Origin of the sequence: Aestuariivirga sp., assembly GCF_047600585.1 — a bacterium.
Classification (GTDB): domain Bacteria; phylum Pseudomonadota; class Alphaproteobacteria; order Rhizobiales; family Aestuariivirgaceae; genus Aestuariivirga.
In genome coordinates, this window is the sequence record NZ_JASGKP010000001.1 from 3,846,455 (window position 1) to 3,862,737 (window position 16,283).

Annotated in this window: 15 protein-coding genes; 13 read left to right on the forward strand and 2 right to left on the reverse strand. The window is 64.7% G+C overall.

Features of this window, described 5'->3' with window-relative positions:
• The first annotated feature begins 58 nt into the window (after positions 1-58).
• The 8 genes from speB (at position 59) to QM801_RS18945 (ending at position 7,504) form a co-directional block, all read left to right on the forward strand.
• A complete protein-coding gene (speB, locus tag QM801_RS18910; RefSeq protein ID WP_415020757.1) occupies positions 59-1,015 on the forward strand; it encodes an agmatinase in 957 nt (318 codons plus the stop codon).
• Between the two features lie 193 nt (positions 1,016-1,208).
• Complete coding sequence (lnt, locus tag QM801_RS18915) at positions 1,209-2,744, forward strand: apolipoprotein N-acyltransferase (protein ID WP_415020758.1); 1,536 nt, start codon at positions 1,209-1,211, stop codon at positions 2,742-2,744.
• Between the two features lie 200 nt (positions 2,745-2,944).
• Complete coding sequence (locus QM801_RS18920; RefSeq protein ID WP_415020759.1) at positions 2,945-3,358, forward strand: helix-turn-helix domain-containing protein; 414 nt, start codon at positions 2,945-2,947, stop codon at positions 3,356-3,358.
• A gap of 154 nt (positions 3,359-3,512) precedes the next feature.
• The gene (gene metK, locus QM801_RS18925) at positions 3,513-4,703 is read left to right on the forward strand and encodes a methionine adenosyltransferase (protein WP_415020760.1); all 1,191 of its coding nucleotides are present in this window, start codon (positions 3,513-3,515) and stop codon (positions 4,701-4,703) included.
• A complete protein-coding gene (gene trmB, locus QM801_RS18930; RefSeq protein WP_415020761.1) occupies positions 4,700-5,353 on the forward strand; it encodes a tRNA (guanine(46)-N(7))-methyltransferase TrmB in 654 nt (217 codons plus the stop codon). The genes metK and trmB overlap by 4 nt, the downstream gene beginning before the upstream one ends.
• An 81-nt stretch (positions 5,354-5,434) precedes the next feature.
• The gene (locus QM801_RS18935; protein WP_415020762.1) at positions 5,435-6,079 is read left to right on the forward strand and encodes a DUF47 domain-containing protein; all 645 of its coding nucleotides are present in this window, start codon (positions 5,435-5,437) and stop codon (positions 6,077-6,079) included.
• Positions 6,080-6,092: 13 nt separating this feature from the next.
• The gene (locus tag QM801_RS18940) at positions 6,093-7,094 is read left to right on the forward strand and encodes an inorganic phosphate transporter (protein WP_415020763.1); all 1,002 of its coding nucleotides are present in this window, start codon (positions 6,093-6,095) and stop codon (positions 7,092-7,094) included.
• Positions 7,095-7,099: 5 nt separating this feature from the next.
• Positions 7,100-7,504 carry an NUDIX hydrolase gene (locus QM801_RS18945; protein ID WP_415020764.1) on the forward strand — a complete coding sequence of 135 codons (405 nt, stop codon included), beginning with the start codon at positions 7,100-7,102 and terminating at the stop codon, positions 7,502-7,504.
• On the opposite strand, the gene QM801_RS18950 is transcribed toward QM801_RS18945, so the two are convergent.
• A complete protein-coding gene (locus QM801_RS18950) occupies positions 7,501-9,327 on the reverse strand; it encodes an FAD-dependent oxidoreductase (protein ID WP_415020765.1) in 1,827 nt (608 codons plus the stop codon). The two genes, QM801_RS18945 and QM801_RS18950, sit on opposite strands and share 4 nt — an antisense overlap.
• Before the next feature lie 134 nt (positions 9,328-9,461).
• Here QM801_RS18950 and QM801_RS18955 point away from each other — a divergent pair, with 134 nt between their 5' ends.
• Positions 9,462-10,211: a sulfite exporter TauE/SafE family protein gene (locus tag QM801_RS18955; RefSeq protein WP_415020766.1), complete on the forward strand. Its 750-nt coding sequence runs from the start codon at positions 9,462-9,464 to the stop codon at positions 10,209-10,211.
• Between the two features lie 76 nt (positions 10,212-10,287).
• Here the strand turns inward: QM801_RS18955 and QM801_RS18960 are convergent, their stop codons facing one another.
• A complete protein-coding gene (locus QM801_RS18960) occupies positions 10,288-10,476 on the reverse strand; it encodes a hypothetical protein (protein WP_415020767.1) in 189 nt (62 codons plus the stop codon).
• Positions 10,477-10,795: 319 nt separating this feature from the next.
• On the opposite strand from QM801_RS18960, the gene rimP reads away from it, so the two are divergent.
• The 4 genes from rimP to infB are packed head-to-tail and all read left to right on the forward strand — an operon-like array spanning position 10,796 to position 16,254.
• Positions 10,796-11,431: a ribosome maturation factor RimP gene (gene rimP, locus QM801_RS18965; protein ID WP_415020768.1), complete on the forward strand. Its 636-nt coding sequence runs from the start codon at positions 10,796-10,798 to the stop codon at positions 11,429-11,431.
• Entirely contained in the window at positions 11,424-13,028 is a 1,605-nt protein-coding gene (gene nusA / locus QM801_RS18970) for a transcription termination factor NusA (protein WP_415020769.1), read from the forward strand. Before rimP ends, nusA begins: the two co-directional genes overlap by 8 nt.
• Positions 13,029-13,045: 17 nt before the next feature.
• Complete coding sequence (locus QM801_RS18975) at positions 13,046-13,663, forward strand: RNA-binding protein (protein WP_415020952.1); 618 nt, start codon at positions 13,046-13,048, stop codon at positions 13,661-13,663.
• Positions 13,660-16,254: a translation initiation factor IF-2 gene (gene infB, locus QM801_RS18980; protein WP_415020770.1), complete on the forward strand. Its 2,595-nt coding sequence runs from the start codon at positions 13,660-13,662 to the stop codon at positions 16,252-16,254. The genes QM801_RS18975 and infB overlap by 4 nt, the downstream gene beginning before the upstream one ends.
• Positions 16,255-16,283: the final 29 nt, after the last annotated feature.

Below are 16,283 nucleotides of genomic sequence, written 5' to 3' on the forward strand. Positions count from 1 at the left end.
CGGGCTGGCCGTTGCACCCTCGCCCGGCCATGGTAGCCTCGGGACAGAGGAGAACTTCATGTCCAACAACCATCCCGTATCCGGTCTCGTCACGCCCCGCTTCGGCGGCATTGCCACCTTCTTCCGCCTGCCCCATGTGGCGGCGGACGCGGCAAAGGGGATCGATATCGGCGTCGTCGGCATTCCCTGGGATGGCGGCACCACCAACCGCCCGGGCCCCCGCCATGGCCCCCGCCAGATGCGCGACCAGTCCTCCATGGTGCGGCCCATGCACCAGACCACCCATGTGGTGCCCTACAAGCTCGCCAACATCGCCGACCTCGGCGACTGTTCGGTGAACCCGGCAAGCGTCGACGACACGCTCAAGCGGGTGGAGAACTATTATGCCGCCCTCATCGCGCAAGGCATCCGCCCGCTCTCGGCCGGCGGCGATCACCTCTGCTCGCTGCCGGTGCTGCGCGCCGTGGCCAAGAAGAAGCCCGTCGGCATGATCCACTTCGATGCCCACACCGATCTCTACGACAGCTATTTCGGCGGCTTCAAATACACCCACGGCACGCCTTTCCGCCGCGCCATCGAGGAGGGCCTGCTCGATCCCAAGCGCGTCATCCAGATCGGCCTGCGCGGCTCGATGTATGATCTCGACGATTTCCAGTGGGGCGAGAAGATGGGTGTCCGCATCATGCGCATCGAAGAGGCGATGGAGCTTGGCCCCACGAAGGTGATGGAAGAGGCGCGCCGCGTGGCGGGCGACGGCGAGACCTATGTCAGCTTCGACATCGACATGCTCGATCCGGTCTATGCACCGGGCACCGGCACGCCGGAGATCGGCGGCTTCACCACCTTCCAGGCCCAGCAGATGCTGCGCGGGCTTCGCGGCGTGAACATCGTCGGCGCCGACGTGGTGGAAGTCTCGCCGCCCTTCGATCCGTCCGGCATCACCGCCTATGCCGGTGCCGTGATGATGTTCGAGATCCTCTGCAACATGGCGGAGGCCGTGGCGAAGCGGAAGTGACGTGAGGAAAATGTATCTGCCGTCATTCCATCCAAGCAGCACGATAGTGCTGCGCGAGATGGAACCCAGCTTCACATTGCCAAAGCGGGGTTCCATGTCTCGCGACGCGTTCCGCGTCACTCGCATGGAATGACGGATAGAAGGTGATCGGCCACCCTTGCCCGCGCCCTGATTCCCCGCCAAGGGGAAGCCCATGAACGCTGACACCCCAGGCTTGCGTCGGCAGCCGCACGTGCTCCTGCTCTTCGTGGCGGGCCTGCTCTCGGGCCTTGCCCTCCCGCCCATCGGCCAGTGGTGGGTGCTGGCGCTGACGCTGCCCGTCTATCTCTGGCGGATCGAAACCCTTCCGCAAGGCCGCTGGGGCAGGGGCTTCCTGAGTGGGCTCGTCTTCGGCTTCGGCTATTTCGTCGCCGCCTTCCACTGGATCGCCTTTGCCTTTTTCATCAATCCCGCCGACATCTGGATGATGCCCTTCGCGGTGGGCGGCCTTGCCCTCTTCATGGCGGGCTACTGGGGGATCGCCTCGGCGCTGGCGATGCGCGTGCCGCGTGCCGTGGCGCCGCGCTGGCTTGCGGCCCTTCTCCTGATTGCGGTCGCTGAGTGGTTGCGCGGACATCTCCTCACCGGCTTTCCCTGGGCGGTGCCCGGCCTCGCGGCGGACGGCATGGGTGCCGTGGCGCAACTTGCCAGCCTCGTCGGCATGAACGGGCTCACGCTTCTCGTGCTTGTCTGGGCAGCATTGCCGGCGCTGCTCTGGTGCGGCTGGCGCCGGGAGCGAAGGGTCAGCCTTGCCGCCCTCGCCGTGCTGCTCTGCCTGCCTGCGGCGGAAGTCTGGGGCCTGTGGCGGATCGGGCAGAACCCCACCCTTCTCAACGGAAGCGTGAAGGTCCGCCTCGTCCAGCCCAACATCTCGCAGGACGACAAGTGGCGCTCCGACAATGCCGACGCGATCTTCCGTTCACTGATGGATCTGTCTTCGGCCGGGGCCACGGAAGCAGGCGTCAGCCTGGTGGTCTGGCCCGAGTCCTCGGTGCCCTTCCTGCTCGATGAGGACCGCACCGCCCTCTCTCAGGTGGGCGCCATGCTCAGCCCGGGACGCACGCTGCTGGCGGGTGCGATTCGCCGCGACCGGGGCGCAAACGGCAACGACTCCTATTACACAAGCGTTGTCGCAGTGAACGCACAGGGTGAGGTGTCAGGCCGCTATGACAAGTGGCGGCTGGTGCCGGGCGGCGAGTTTCTCCCCTGGGAGGACCTGCTGACGCGTCTCGGCTTCCGCAAAGTTGTTTCCCTGCCGGAGAGCTTCACCGCGGGCCGGGGGCCCCACAACCTGCCGGTGCCGGGGCTCGGCCTCGTTGCTCCCCTCATTTGCTACGAAGTGATTTTTCCCAATCGCCTCATCGCCGAAGAGCGTCCGGACCTCATCGTGAACGTCACCAATGATGGCTGGTTTGGCCGTTCCACCGGGCCTTACCAGCATCTGGCCCAGGCCAGGCTCCGGACGATCGAGCAGGGCCTGCCCCTCGTCAGGGCGGCAAACACCGGAATTTCGGCGGTTATCGACCCGCTCGGAAAAATTGTTGCGCGCACGGAACTTCTCTCGCGTGGCGTCGTTGATCACCTCGTACCACTGCCGCTTGCAGTGACGCTCTATGCACGTATCGGTGATCTGGCCCTGTGCCTGCTCATCGGTGTCGTGTTGTTGTCGCTGCGAAAAGTGTGGATTTAATGGGCCGATTATCAAATCTGGATTGGTGACATGCAAATATACTTTCTGGCGAATTTTGTATCTCCGGACAGATTTCTGATTGTTCCATCTCACGACTTGGCTTATTTGAGGCCAATCATTGATCAGGCCCCTTGCCATTGCTGGGAATAGCTAAGGGCCTGAGTTAAAACGCATCAGACTGGGGGCAAGGGTCTGAGGGAATGGCTAGACGCGATCCGAACTACATCGACGTTCATGTCGGCACACGCATCCGAATGCGCCGTCAACTGATCAACATGAGTCAGGAACGACTTGGGGAATTGCTGGGAATTACTTTCCAGCAAGTCCAGAAATACGAAAAAGGTGCGAACAGGATCAGCGCAAGCCGCCTGTTCTACGCCGCGAAGACGCTTGGCGTGCCGATCAACTTCTTCTTCGAGGGTCTTCCGGGGCTCGAAGGTGCGGAAGGCGGCATGAAGGAGGGCGGGCAGCCGGACGAATTCATGACCTCGCTCATGACCGTCGAAGGCATCCAGCTCGCCAAGGCCTTCCGTGACGCCAACAGCCCGCAGAAGCGCAAGCTGATCGCGGCACTGGCCCGCCAGGTGGCGGACAGCAAGGAACCGGCTGTCTAGACAGCTCAGAATATCTCAAGGCAGCTTTGACTCTGCGCAGGGGCCCATCTTAACCGATGCGGCCCCTTCGCACTTGACCCTGTGCGGCAGTGCTGCCATTAACGCATCCCGATACACATAAAGATATCTTTATGTCGCTTGGAAGGGGTCGCTGATGGCGCGCAAGAACTTTGTCTTTACCAGTGAAGCTGTGTCTGAAGGTCACCCGGACAAGGTGTGCGACCGCATCTCCGACGAAGTGGTGGACCTGTTCTTCCGCGAGGCGCTGGCCCAGGGCATGGACCCGTGGCAGGTGCGCGTCGCCTGCGAAACCCTTGCCACCACCAACCGCGTGGTCATCGCCGGCGAATACCGCGGCCCCTCCTCGGTGACGAAGGAGAAGATCGAAGCCACCGCCCGCCAGGCGATCAAGGACATCGGCTACGAGCAGAACGGCTTCCACTGGAACACCGCCAAGGTCGAGATCCTGCTGCACGGCCAGTCGGCCGACATCGCGGTCGGCGTCGACTCCACCTCCGACAAGGATGAGGGTGCCGGCGACCAGGGCATCATGTTCGGCTATGCCTGCGATGAAACGCCCGACCTTCTCCCTGCGCCTCTCTATTATTCGCAGCGCATTCTGCAGCTTCTCGCCGAAGCCCGCCACAAGGGTGAAAAGCGCCTGGGCCCGGACTCCAAGAGCCAGGTCTCGGTGCAATACAAGAACGGCAAGCCCGTCGCCGCCACGCAGATCGTGGTGTCGCACCAGCACCTCGATGAATCGATGACTTCGAAGGACGTTCTTGAGCTGGTGAAGCCCTATGTGAAGAAGGCCCTGCCCAAGGGCTGGATCACCAAGGACACGGTCTGGCACGTGAACCCCACCGGCAAGTTCTATATCGGCGGCCCCGATGGCGACTGCGGTCTCACCGGCCGCAAGATCATCGTCGACACTTACGGCGGTGCGGCGCCCCACGGCGGCGGCGCCTTCTCCGGCAAGGACCCGACCAAGGTCGACCGCTCCGCGGCTTACGCGGCGCGCTACCTCGCCAAGAACATCGTGGCCGCGAAGCTCGCTTCGCGCTGCACGATTCAGCTGTCCTATGCCATCGGCGTGTCGCAGCCGCTCTCGGTCTATGTCGACACCCACGGCACCGGCAAGGTGAAGGAAGAGAAGCTCGAGAAGGCGATCCGCAAGGTGATGGACCTGTCGCCCCGCGGCATCCGCAAGCATCTCGACCTCAACCGCCCGATCTATGCGCGCACCGCTGCTTACGGCCACTTCGGCCGCAAGCCGGAAAAGGACGGCGGCTTCTCCTGGGAGCGCACCGACCTAGTGAAGCAGCTCAAAGCGGCGGTGAAGTGACCTCACCCACGCCGAAGTTCCTGTTCTACGGACGGCGCAAGGGGAAACCCTTGCGCCGCCGTCATTCCGGGCTGATGGAAAGTTTCCTGCCCACCGTCGCGCTCGATCTGGCCGAGCCGCTCGCGGGCCTCGGCGAACGGCGCTGGCTGGAGATCGGTTTCGGCGGCGGCGAGCACCTCGCCCATCAGGCGGCGCTTCATCCCGAGATGTCGTTCATCGGCGCGGAGGCCTTTCTCAACGGTGTCGCCAAGCTCCTCGCCCATCTCGAAGACCAGAAGGCCGCCAATGTGCGCGTCTTCTATGGTGATGCCCGAGACCTGCTGGAAGCGCTCCCGGACCGCTCGCTCGAGCGCATCTATCTCCTCTATCCCGATCCCTGGCCCAAGGAGCGGCAGAAGAAGCGCCGCTTCGTCAGCGCTGCCACGCTCGCCCAGTTCCATCGCCTGCTGCAGGACGGTGGCCTGTTCCTCTTCGCCAGCGACATTCCCGACTATGTGGCGTGGACGCGCGAACACGCGACGGCCCACGGTGGCTTCGGCGAAGAGGGCGATCCCGCCCAGCCGTACGAAAACTGGGTGCAGACCCGCTACGAGGCCAAGGCCCTGCGGGAAGGGCGCACACCTGCCTACCTCACCTTCAGAAAGCGGTGAATCGCGGCAAATCGGCCCTTTCGGGCGCTTCTCCGGCCTGTCATATCACTGTCATCCAATTGTCACGACCGGAGCCCGGCCATGTTCCACTTCATCAAGTCCCTCATGCCGAAGGAAGAGAAGTTCTTCGATCTCTTCGAAGCCCAGGCGGCGAAGGCCATGGAGGCCGCCCAGTCGCTCCGCAAGGTGCTGGACGGCGGCGATGCCACCGCAGACAACTGTGCCATTCTCTCGCGCCAGGAAGAGGAAGCCGATCACATCTCCTACGAGGTGATGCAGGCGATCCGCCGCGCCTTCATCACGCCCTTCGACCGCAGCGACATCAAGGCGCTCTCCTCCACCCTCGACGACGCCATCGACCAGATGAACAAGACCGGCAAGGTGGTGATGCTCTATGACGTGCGGCAGTTCGAGCCCAACATGCGGGCGATGGCGGACCGCGTCATCCTTCTCGCCAAGCTCACTGCCGAAGCGCTGCCGCTCATCCGCAACGTGGCGCAGAACTCGTCGCGCCTCCATGCCCTCACCGGCGAGATCACCAAGATCGAGGAACAGTCCGACCAGTTGAACGACGAGGGCCTGCGCGCCCTCTTCATGGGCCGCGCCAAGCAGGACCCGCTCGCCTTCGTCATCGGCTCGGAACTCTATGACCACCTCGAGAAGGTGTGCGACCGCTTCGAGGATGTTGCCCACGTGATGAGCGACATCGTCATCGAGCACGCCTGAGGAGCGCCGATCCATGGACCTGAGCGCCCTCAACGCGACGCTGATCTTCCTGATCTTCGTGGCGCTCTTCTTCGACTTCATCAACGGCATGCACGACAGCGCCAACGCCATCGCCACGGTGGTCTCGACCCGCGTGCTGAAGCCGTTCCATGCCGTGCTCTTCGCCGGCTTCTTCAACTTCGCCGCCTATTTCATCTTCGAATCCCACGTGGCGGCAACGATCGGCAAGGGGATCGTCGCGCCCGACCTCATCGACAATGCGGTGGTCTGCGGTGCGCTGGCGGGCGCCATCGCCTGGAACCTGATCACCTGGTGGGGCGGCATCCCGTCATCGTCGTCGCATGCGCTCGTTGGCGGCATCGTGGGTGCCGGCGTCTCAAAGGCGGGCTTCAGCAGCATCGTGTGGAGCGGGCTCTCCAAGACCATCTATGCCATCGCGCTCTCGCCCTTCACCGGTTTCGTTCTCGCCATCCTGCTGATGATCCTGATGAGCTGGCTCTTCGTGCGCGCCAATCCTCTGTGGGCGGAAGGGGTGATGCGCAAGCTTCAGCTTGTGGCCGCAGCGCTCTATTCCCTCGGCCACGGCAGCAATGACGCGCAGAAGACGGCAGGGATCATTGCCGTGCTGCTTTACTCGAACGGTGTGTACAAGGAGTTCATCGTTCCTGAATGGGCAGTGCTCTCGTGCTATGTGGTCATGGGGCTCGGAACAATGATGGGTGGATGGCGCATTGTGCATACGATGGGATCGAGGATCACCAAGCTTTCTCCGATGCAGGGCGCCTGCGCCAACACGGCGGGCGCGCTCACGCTCTTTGCCGCCACCTATCTCGGCGTTCCCGTCTCGACGACCCACACCATCACGGGCGCCATCGTGGGCGCCGGCACGGCGCGGCGCGCAAGCTCGGTGCGCTGGGGTGTTGCTTCGAACATCGTCTGGGCCTGGGTGATCACCCTTCCCGCCGCCGCACTTCTTGCGGCCGTCTTCTACCACATCTCGGCGCTCTTCCTGTGACGGAGATGGCGCCCCTGCAGCAGATCGCGGCGCTGTGCTGGCGCAAGCGCAAGGGCGCGGTCGAGGTGCTGCTCGTCACCTCGCGGGAAACGCGGCGCTGGGTCATACCCAAGGGCTGGCCGATGGAAGGCCTTGCCGACTTCAATGCCGCCCGCCGCGAAGCCTTCGAGGAGGCGGGCGTCGAGGGCCGCATGCGGCGCGAACCCATCGGCCAGTATTTCTATGAGAAGCGCGGCAAGAAGGAAGTGCTGCCCGTCACTGTCACAGTCTATGCGCTCGAGGTGGTGAGGAAGCTCAAGTCGTGGCCGGAGGCGAAGGAGCGGGAACGGAGCTGGTTCTCGCCCCATGACGCCATGCTGCGCGTGGCAGAGCCCGGCCTCAAGGACATCCTCAGCACCTTCACGGGCTAGGACTGCCCGGACCTGTCGTGCCCCTGGCGCACCGCCTGGCCGAACAGCACCATCATGGACTCCGGGAAGACCATCAGGAACTTGCGGAACTTGCCGTAGTCGAGTTCGAGCACGTCCGTCTCCGTCGTGGCGCGGAGCGTCGCCGAGCGGCGCGGCAGGAAGAGGCCGTATTCGCCCGCCACGTCGCCCCGCGTCTTGCGGGCGATGGGTTTCGTCTGCTGCGGCAGGATCACATCGAGCCCACCCGACATGATGGCGAAGACAGAACTTGCGGGATCGCCCGCCTCGCACAGGGTTTCCCCCGCGGCGAGATGGCGGCGGGTGAAGAGGGCGGCCAGCACGCGCAGGTCCTGCGCCGGAATCGTCTCGAACACCGGGCTGCGCAGCATCATGTCCAGACGCGAGTCGAGTTCACCGGCGTCGAGGGATTTGTGGGCCGCGTTGAAGAGGCGTTCGACGCGCTTCAGTTGCTCGCGCCAGCGCCGTGTCTCGGTGAAGCGGCGGTTGGGCAGGATCGAGGGATCGTCTGTGAGGCGCGCCGCCTCGCGCAGGCCCGAATGATAACCCGACTGCATGGTGGCCCAATGGATGCGGAGCGTGTGTTCGCCCGCAAAGAACAGCCGCCCGTCCACCGGCTCGGCGATCACGTCCAGTTCCTCGGATGTGACGCCGGGCGGCAGGTACATGTAGGCGCCTGCGGAGTAGGGGTCGCTCTCCCACGTGGTGGTCTCTATGCGGGAGGGTTCGGTCACGGCGTCACCGAAGACGTTGCGGAGCGCTGCCATCGCAATCTCGCGCACGCCCGCGTCGCTCTCGCGCTCGAGGGCGCGGCCCAATGCCCCGCCATAGAGCATCACGAGAATGGGCCGCCTGTGGCTTTTCCACATGTTGATGATGGCGGTGGGCCCGAAAGGCTTCGCCACCGGCATGTTGGCGAAGACATACTGGTTCTGCGGCCAGAAGGGTGCTTCGAAATGCACGATGATCTTGGTGAGGGAGCCGACGCCCAGCCGTTCGATCGCCTGCTGCTTGCGCCGTGGCAGCGGCGGATCGAAGCCGATCATGCCCGACTTCAGGACGCCGAGCGGCACCGTGACGATCACGGCATCGGCCGTGAAGTGAGCGCCGCCCGCCGTCACGTCGGCACGCCCGTTGCCGTGGGCGATGCGCGAGACGGGAGTCGAGAGGCGGATGTCGAGGCCTTCGGCCAGCTTGTTGATCAGGCTGCCGCTGCCGCCCGCAATCAGGCTGTCGCCGGGGCCATAAACTTCATAGCCCTCGTCCCAGTGCAGGAACGAGATCTGCTCGGCACCTGCGCCCGCATCGTCGCGCGCCACCAGTTCCTGGTGCCAGTCCACGTCATGGGCAAGTTCGGGATCGATCGCCATCTCCTGCATCACGCGCGCCGCCGCTTCGCCGAGGCTCATGTCTTCGCCGCCATCGAGCAGGATCGACCGGCGCAGGGCATCCATGGCATCATGCACTTCGTCCATGAGCGCGATGCTCGCCTCCTTGCGATCGGCGGAGAGGCTGCTGCCATGCCTGTGCAGCGCGAGGTCTTCCCAGCCGCCGGTGTAGCTGCTGTCGCCGCCTACGAAGATGGTGGGCACGCCAAGCTCGCGGCAGATGGAGGTCATGGGGTTGCCGTCGGTGCCGTGAATCCAGTGGGCGCCGAGGTCGATGCCATCTTCGGTCCAGACCCGGCCGCCCGGCCTGTCGCGGGCCTCGAGCACCGTCACCGTCACGCCTGCTGCCACCAGGGCGCGGGCAGCGGCCAGTCCCGCCAGGCCAGCACCCACCACAATCACGCTTTTGACGCGCATCACACAACGTTCCCCGAGCCCCGTGAGCGCAACGCTAGCCTGTGCAACCCAGGATGAAAAGCGCTGGGTTGATGTGCGTGGGGCCTGTGGTGCTTGACGGAAGAGGCGGGGCGCGCCCAAGAGCCTTGGCCGAGATGGCCGCTGTCCTGCCCGAGGTTTCCCTTACGCTCTTTGCGCTCCTTGCCGTGACGGCTTTCGTCGCCGGCATGGCGCGCGGGTTTTCCGGATTCGGCGCGGCGCTGATCTTCGTGCCTTTCGCCTCGCGCCTGCTGGGACCGCAGGCGGCCGCACCGCTTCTCCTGCTCACCGATGGCTTCGTTGCCTTCCCGCTGATCTGGTCCGCGTGGGAGAAGGCCCGCAAGAAAGAGGTGGGCCTGATGGCGGTGGGCGGGCTGATCGGCATACCGCTCGGCACCTACGCGCTCTCCGCCGGTGATCCCGCCGTGTTGCGCTGGCTCATCACCATCATCGTGACGCTGATGCTGGTGCTGCTCGTCTCGGGCTGGCGCTATGCGGGGAAGCCCCATGGCGGTGTCACCGTGGGCGTGGGCGCGATGTCGGGTCTCTTCGGCGGGCTTGCCCAGCTCGCGGGGCCGCCGGTCGTCGCCTATTGGCTGGGCGGCAATCACGATCACCGCGAGATGCGCGCCTCTACCATTCTCTACTTCGTCTTCTCCACCCTGATCGCCTTCGTGAGCTATCTGGTGGGGAAGCTGCTCACCCTCACGATCCTGAAGCTCGCCATCCTGCTTGTGCCGTTCTTCGCGGTCGGTCTGTGGATCGGCAGCCGGATCTTCCGCCTTGCCTCGCACGAGACCTTCCGCAAGATCTGCCTCGGGCTCATCGCCCTCTCGCTCGTTCTCAGCCTGCCAGTCTGGGGTTAAGTGTGGGGCTAGCCCCAAAAGCAAACAGGGCGTCGAAGCGCCCTGTCACATACGTACTCATGTCCCGTAGACCGGACTATTCCAGCCACTGCCACAGCTTGGGGTCGTTGAGCTCGGTCTCGTCCACCAGGTGGCGGTCGAACACGTCGCTGTCGCGGCACAGCAGCCACTGGTGCACTTTCCCGGACTTGCCGTGGTTATGCACGCTGTAGGTGTGGCCTTGGTTGGGTTCGGCCATTTTGCGGTATTTCTTGTGCAACATCATCTTTCTCCGTTCGGACGGAGCTGATCGCAAGCGCCTGTCCTTACACGAAAGTCTATGTATCTCGCATGTGCGAAATGATCAATCTCGCATATGCGAGATGGGCGAGGGCAAAGTGTCACTGACCATTTGTCAGGAGAGGGCCGCTGCCGGGACGGGGGCCGCTAGGTCCAAAACCCCCTTTCTGCTTGCTCTTTCCGGGCAAAAGGACTATGGCAACGCCCAAGAATTCACTCATCAGACCCGGGAAACCGGAATTGGGAGTGGGTCCCGAAAGGGGCCCGCTTTTTTTATTGCCCGAAAGGGACCTCAGAAGGACCGCATGACCGACGCCCTGCCCAGCACCCGATTGGCCCGTGAAACGGGACCCGCCGCGCGCATCGCGGCGCTGGCCGAACCCGTGCTCGACGGCATGGGCTTCCGGCTGGTGCGCGTGAAGCTGATCGGCGGAACGGTGCAGGTGATGGCCGAGCGCCCCGACGGCACCTTCACTATCGACGACTGCGAAAAGTTCAGCCGCGCCTTCTCGCCGGTGCTCGACGTGAACGACGTGATGAGCGGCCGCTATCATCTCGAGGTGTCGTCGCCCGGCATCGACCGTCCGCTGGTGCGTGCCCAGGATTTCGAAGACTGGGCCGGCCATGAAGTGAAGCTCGAAATGGCCGTGCCGCAGGCGGGCCGCAAGCGCTTCAAGGGCGAGCTCGAAGGTTACTCCGACGGCGAGGTGCGCCTCTTCATCGAGAATCCGGAAGGCGCCAACAAGGAACCCGTGTTGATCGGCGTTCCCTTCGCCGACATCGGCGAGGCCAAGCTCACGCTCACCGACGAACTCATCGAGGCGGCGAAGGCCCGCCTCAAGTCCAACCCCAATGCCGTTGCGGATGCCTCCGACTTCGACGGCGAGATCAACCCCCTCGAGACCGAGGACGACGAAGAAGAAGGAAACGACAATGGCTAACACTGCTGTCAGCGCCAACCGGCTGGAACTTCTGCAGATCGCGGATGCCGTGGCGCGCGAAAAGTCGATCGACAAGCGGATCGTGCTGGAGGCCATGGAAGAAGCCATGACCCGCGCCGCCAAGCAGCGTTACGGCCTCGAGAACGACATCCGCGCCGAGATCGATCCGCGCACCGGCGAAACCCGCCTCAACCGCCTGCTGCAGGTGGCTGAAGTGGTGGAGAATGACGCCACGCAGATCTCGATCACCGACGCCGCCAAGCGCAACCCGGCCGCGCAGGTGGGCGACTTCATCGCCGAAGCCCTGCCGCCCATCGAGTTCGGCCGCATCGCCGCGCAGTCGGCGAAGCAGGTGATCGTGCAGAAGGTGCGCGATGCCGAGCGCGACCGCGTCTACGAGGAATTCAAGGACCGCATCGGCGACATCATCAACGGTGTGGTGAAGCGCGCCGAATACGGCAACGTCATCGTCGACCTCGGCCGTGGCGAAGGCATCGTCCGCCGTGACGAAACCCTGCCCCGCGAAACATTCAGGCCTGGCGACCGCATTCGTGCCTATATCTACGACGTGCGCCGCGAGCAGCGGGGTCCGCAGATCTTCCTGTCGCGCACGCATCCGCAGTTCATGGCCAAGCTCTTCGGCCAGGAAGTGCCGGAAATCTATGACGGCGTCGTCGATGTCGTCTCGGTGGCCCGTGATCCGGGTTCGCGCGCCAAGATCGGCGTGCGCTCCAAGGACGGCTCCATCGATCCGGTTGGCGCCTGCGTCGGCATGCGCGGCTCGCGTGTGCAGGCCGTTGTGAACGAACTGCAGGGCGAGAAGATCGACATCATCCAGTGGTCGCCGGATGTCGCCACCTTCGTGGTGAACGCGCTGGCGCCTGCGGAAGTCTCGAAGGTCGTGCTCGACGAGGAAGCCGAGCGCATCGAGGTCGTGGTGCCGGACGAGCAGCTCTCGCTCGCCATCGGCCGCCGCGGCCAGAACGTGCGCCTCGCCTCGCAGCTCACCGGCTGGGACATCGACATCATGACGGAAGCCGAGGAATCGGAACGCCGCCAGAAGGAATTCGCCGCCCGCACCAAGCTCTTCGTCGATGCCCTCGACGTGGACGAGACGCTGGCGCAGCTGCTCGCCTCGGAAGGATTTGCCGAGGTCGAGGAACTGGCCCTTGTCGAACCGCGCGAGATCGCCTCGATCGAAGGTCTCGACGACCAGACGGCGGAAGAGTTGCAGAACCGCGCCAAGGTGTTCCTGGAGCGGGAAGCGGCCGAAATGGAAGAAAAGCGGAAGGCGCTCGGCGTTGCCGACGACCTGGCCCAGTTCGAGGGCCTGAGCCCGCGCATGGTGGTGGCCCTCGGTGAAGCCGGCGTCAAGTCGCTGGAAGACTTCGCCGATCTCGCCACCGACGAGCTCACCGGCTGGAACGAACGCAAGAACGGCGAGACCGTGAAGCACAAGGGCTACCTCTCGGATTACGGCGTCACGTCGGCCGAGGCCGAGGCCCTGATCCTTCAGGCCCGCGTCCAGCTCGGCTGGATCGAGGCGCCGGTTGCCGAAGAGGCCAGGGAAGAAACGGAAACGGAGCAGACCGCCTGAGTACAGACCCCGACACGCTGGTAACGGCTGAGGACGACATGCCCGAGCGCATGTGCATCGTGACCCGCGCGGTCATGGATGAGGCAGAGCTCGTGCGCTTCGTCCGCTCGCCCGATGGCGAGGCCGTGCCGGACTTGCAGCGCAAGCTGCCGGGCCGGGGGGTGTGGGTGAAGGCGGCCCGCGCGACGGTGACCGAGGCTGCGGCCAAGGGATTGTTTTCGCGGGGCTTTAAGGCTCAGACGAAGGCGGCTCCGGAGCTTGCCGACAGGCTTGGCGTGCTGCTCCGGCAGCAGGTGGTGTCGCATCTGTCGCTCGCCCGCAAGGCCGGCGAGGCGCTCTCCGGCTTCTTCAAGGTCGAGGAAGCCCTGCGCCGGGGGCCGGTCCGGCTGCTGTTCCATGCCGCGGGTGCGGGCAGCGACGGCAGCGCCAAGTTGAACCGCCTGCGCGGGGAGCGGACAGTGGTCTGCGATTTCCTGACCACGGACGATTTGGATTTGGCTTTTGGGCGCGCAAATGTGGTACACGCTGCCGTGGCTGAGGGCGGTTTGGCGAAGCGGCTGCTTTTTCACGTGACGCGGCTTGCGCGTTACGACGGTTTGGATTTCAAGGTTTTTGGGTCAGAAGACGAGAGATGAACGATACAACGGATAACAAGGACAAGCCCGGAGGCAACAGGCCCGGCGGTACGCTGACGCTCAAGCGCCCTGCGGTGGAGCAGTCGCGGGTGAAGCAGAGCTTCTCCCATGGCCGCACCAAGACCGTTGTCGTGGAGACGAAGCGCAAGCGGTTCGGCGATGACAAGCCGGCTGCACCCGCGCCTGAAGCAAAGCCCGCCTTCCAGCAGCAGCCGCGTGTGACCCCGACGCCGTCGCAGACGCAGCGTCCGGCGCCGCAGCAGGCCTCGCGCTCGGGCGTGGTGCTCCGCACCCTCACGACCGACGAGCGCGAAGCGCGCGAGAAGGCGCTGGCCGATGCCCGCGTCCGCGAAGCAGACGAGCGCAAGCGCCAGGAAGAAGAACTGGTCCGCCGCAAGGTCCAGGACGAGCGTGACAAGGTCGAGCGCGAGGCTGCCGCTAAGCGCAAGGCCGAGGAAGAAGCCCGTCACCAGGCCGAAGAGCAGGGCCGCCGCAAGGCCGAGGAAGCCGCCAAGAAGCTGGCTCCGAAGACGGCCACGCGCGATGACGATGACGAGGATGAAGGCAGCCGCCGCCGTCCGTCTTCGGGTGGTGGTCCGCGTCCTGCGGCCTCCCGCCCCGGCAGTGTTGCCGCCCGCGCCCCGGTCAAGCCGGTGGCCGTGCCGACCCGCACCAAGGCCGACATCGTCAAGAAGGAAAACCGCGGCCGCCTCACCGTCTCGAATGCGATGGACGAGGACGAGACCGATCGTGGCCGTTCGATCGCCGCCTTCCGGCGCCGCACCGAGCGCCTGAAGAACAAGGCGCACGGCTTCCAGATGCCGACCGAAAAGGCCTCGCGCGAAATCATCATTCCGGAAGCGATCACCATCCAGGAACTGTCGAACCGCATGGCCGAACGCGCCGTCGACATCATCAAGTTCCTGATGAAGCAAGGCCAGATGCACACGATCAACGACGTGATCGATGCCGACACAGCCCAGCTCATCGCCGAGGAAATGGGTCACAAGGTGAAGCGCGTCTCGGAAGCCGACGTGGTGGAAGGCCTCGATGCCGACACCGACAGCGCCGAGTCGCTCCAGCCGCGTCCGCCGGTCGTCACCATCATGGGTCACGTCGACCACGGCAAGACCTCGCTGCTCGATGCCATCCGCAAGACCAACGTGGTCTCGGGTGAAGCGGGCGGCATCACCCAGCACATCGGCGCCTATCAGGTGTCGACGCCGCGCGGCCTCATCACCTTCATCGACACGCCCGGCCACGAGGCCTTCACCTCGATGCGTGCGCGTGGCGCCAAGGCAACCGACATCGCCATTCTGGTGGTCGCCGCCGACGACGGCGTGATGCCGCAGACGGTGGAATCGATCAACCACGCCAAGGCGGCGGAAGTGCCGATCATCGTAGCCATCAACAAGATGGACAAGCCGAACGTCAATCCGACGCGCGTCCGTACCGACCTGCTGCAGCACGACATCGTGGTGGAAAGCATGGGCGGCGACGTGCTCGACGTGGAAGTCTCGGCGCTCAAGGGCACCAATCTCGACAAGCTGCTGGAAACCATCCTGCTGCAGGCCGAAGTGCTCGACCTCAAGGCCAATCCGGACCGCGAAGCCTCGGGCCTCGTCATCGAAGCCCAGCTCGACAAGGGCCGTGGGCCCGTGGCGACCGTGCTCGTGCAGCGCGGCACCCTCAAGCATGGCGACATCTTCGTTGCCGGCTCCTCCTGGGGCCGTGTGCGTGCGCTCGTCAACGAGAAGGGCGAACAGCTCAAGTCGGCGGGTCCTTCGGTTCCCGTCGAAGTGCTGGGCCTCAACTCGGCGCCGGAAGCGGGTGACCGCTTCGACGTGGTGCCGACGGAAGCCCGCGCCCGCGAAATCACCGACTACCGCGAGCGTCAGCGCCGCGAGAAGCGCGGTGCGGCGGTGGCGCGTGCCTCGCTCGAAAGCATGATGAGCCAGATGGCGCAGGCGGGCCGCAAGGAATTCCCTATCCTCGTCAAGGCCGACGTGCAGGGTTCCGCCGAGGCGATCGTGCAGGCGCTGGAAAAGGTCGGCAACGACGAGATCCGCGCCCGCGTGGTGCACTATGCGGTGGGCGGTATCTCGGAAAGCGATATCGCGCTGGCTGCTGCGTCGGGTGCCGTGGTGCTGGGCTTCAACGTCCGCGCCAATGGCCAGGCCCGCGATGCGGCCCAGCAGCAGGGCATCGAGATCCGCTACTACAACATCATCTATGACCTGGTGGACGACATCAAGGCGGCGATGGCCGGCAAGCTCGCGCCCGAACTGCGCGAAACCTTCATCGGCAACGCCCGGATCCTCGAGGTGTTCAACATCACCAAGGTCGGCAAGGTGGCCGGCTGCCTCGTCACCGAAGGCAAGGTGGAACGCGGCGCCAAGGTGCGTCTCATCCGCGACAACGTCGTCATCCACGAAGGCACGCTCTCCACCCTCAAGCGCTTCAAGGACGAAGTGCGCGAAGTGGTCTCGGGCCAGGAATGCGGCATGGCCTTCGAGAACTACCAGGACATGCGCAAGGACGACATCATCGAATGCTTCCGCGTGGAGAAGGTGGCGCGCACGCTGGAATAAGCGCTGCGGCAATCGAGTTCAGAAGGCCG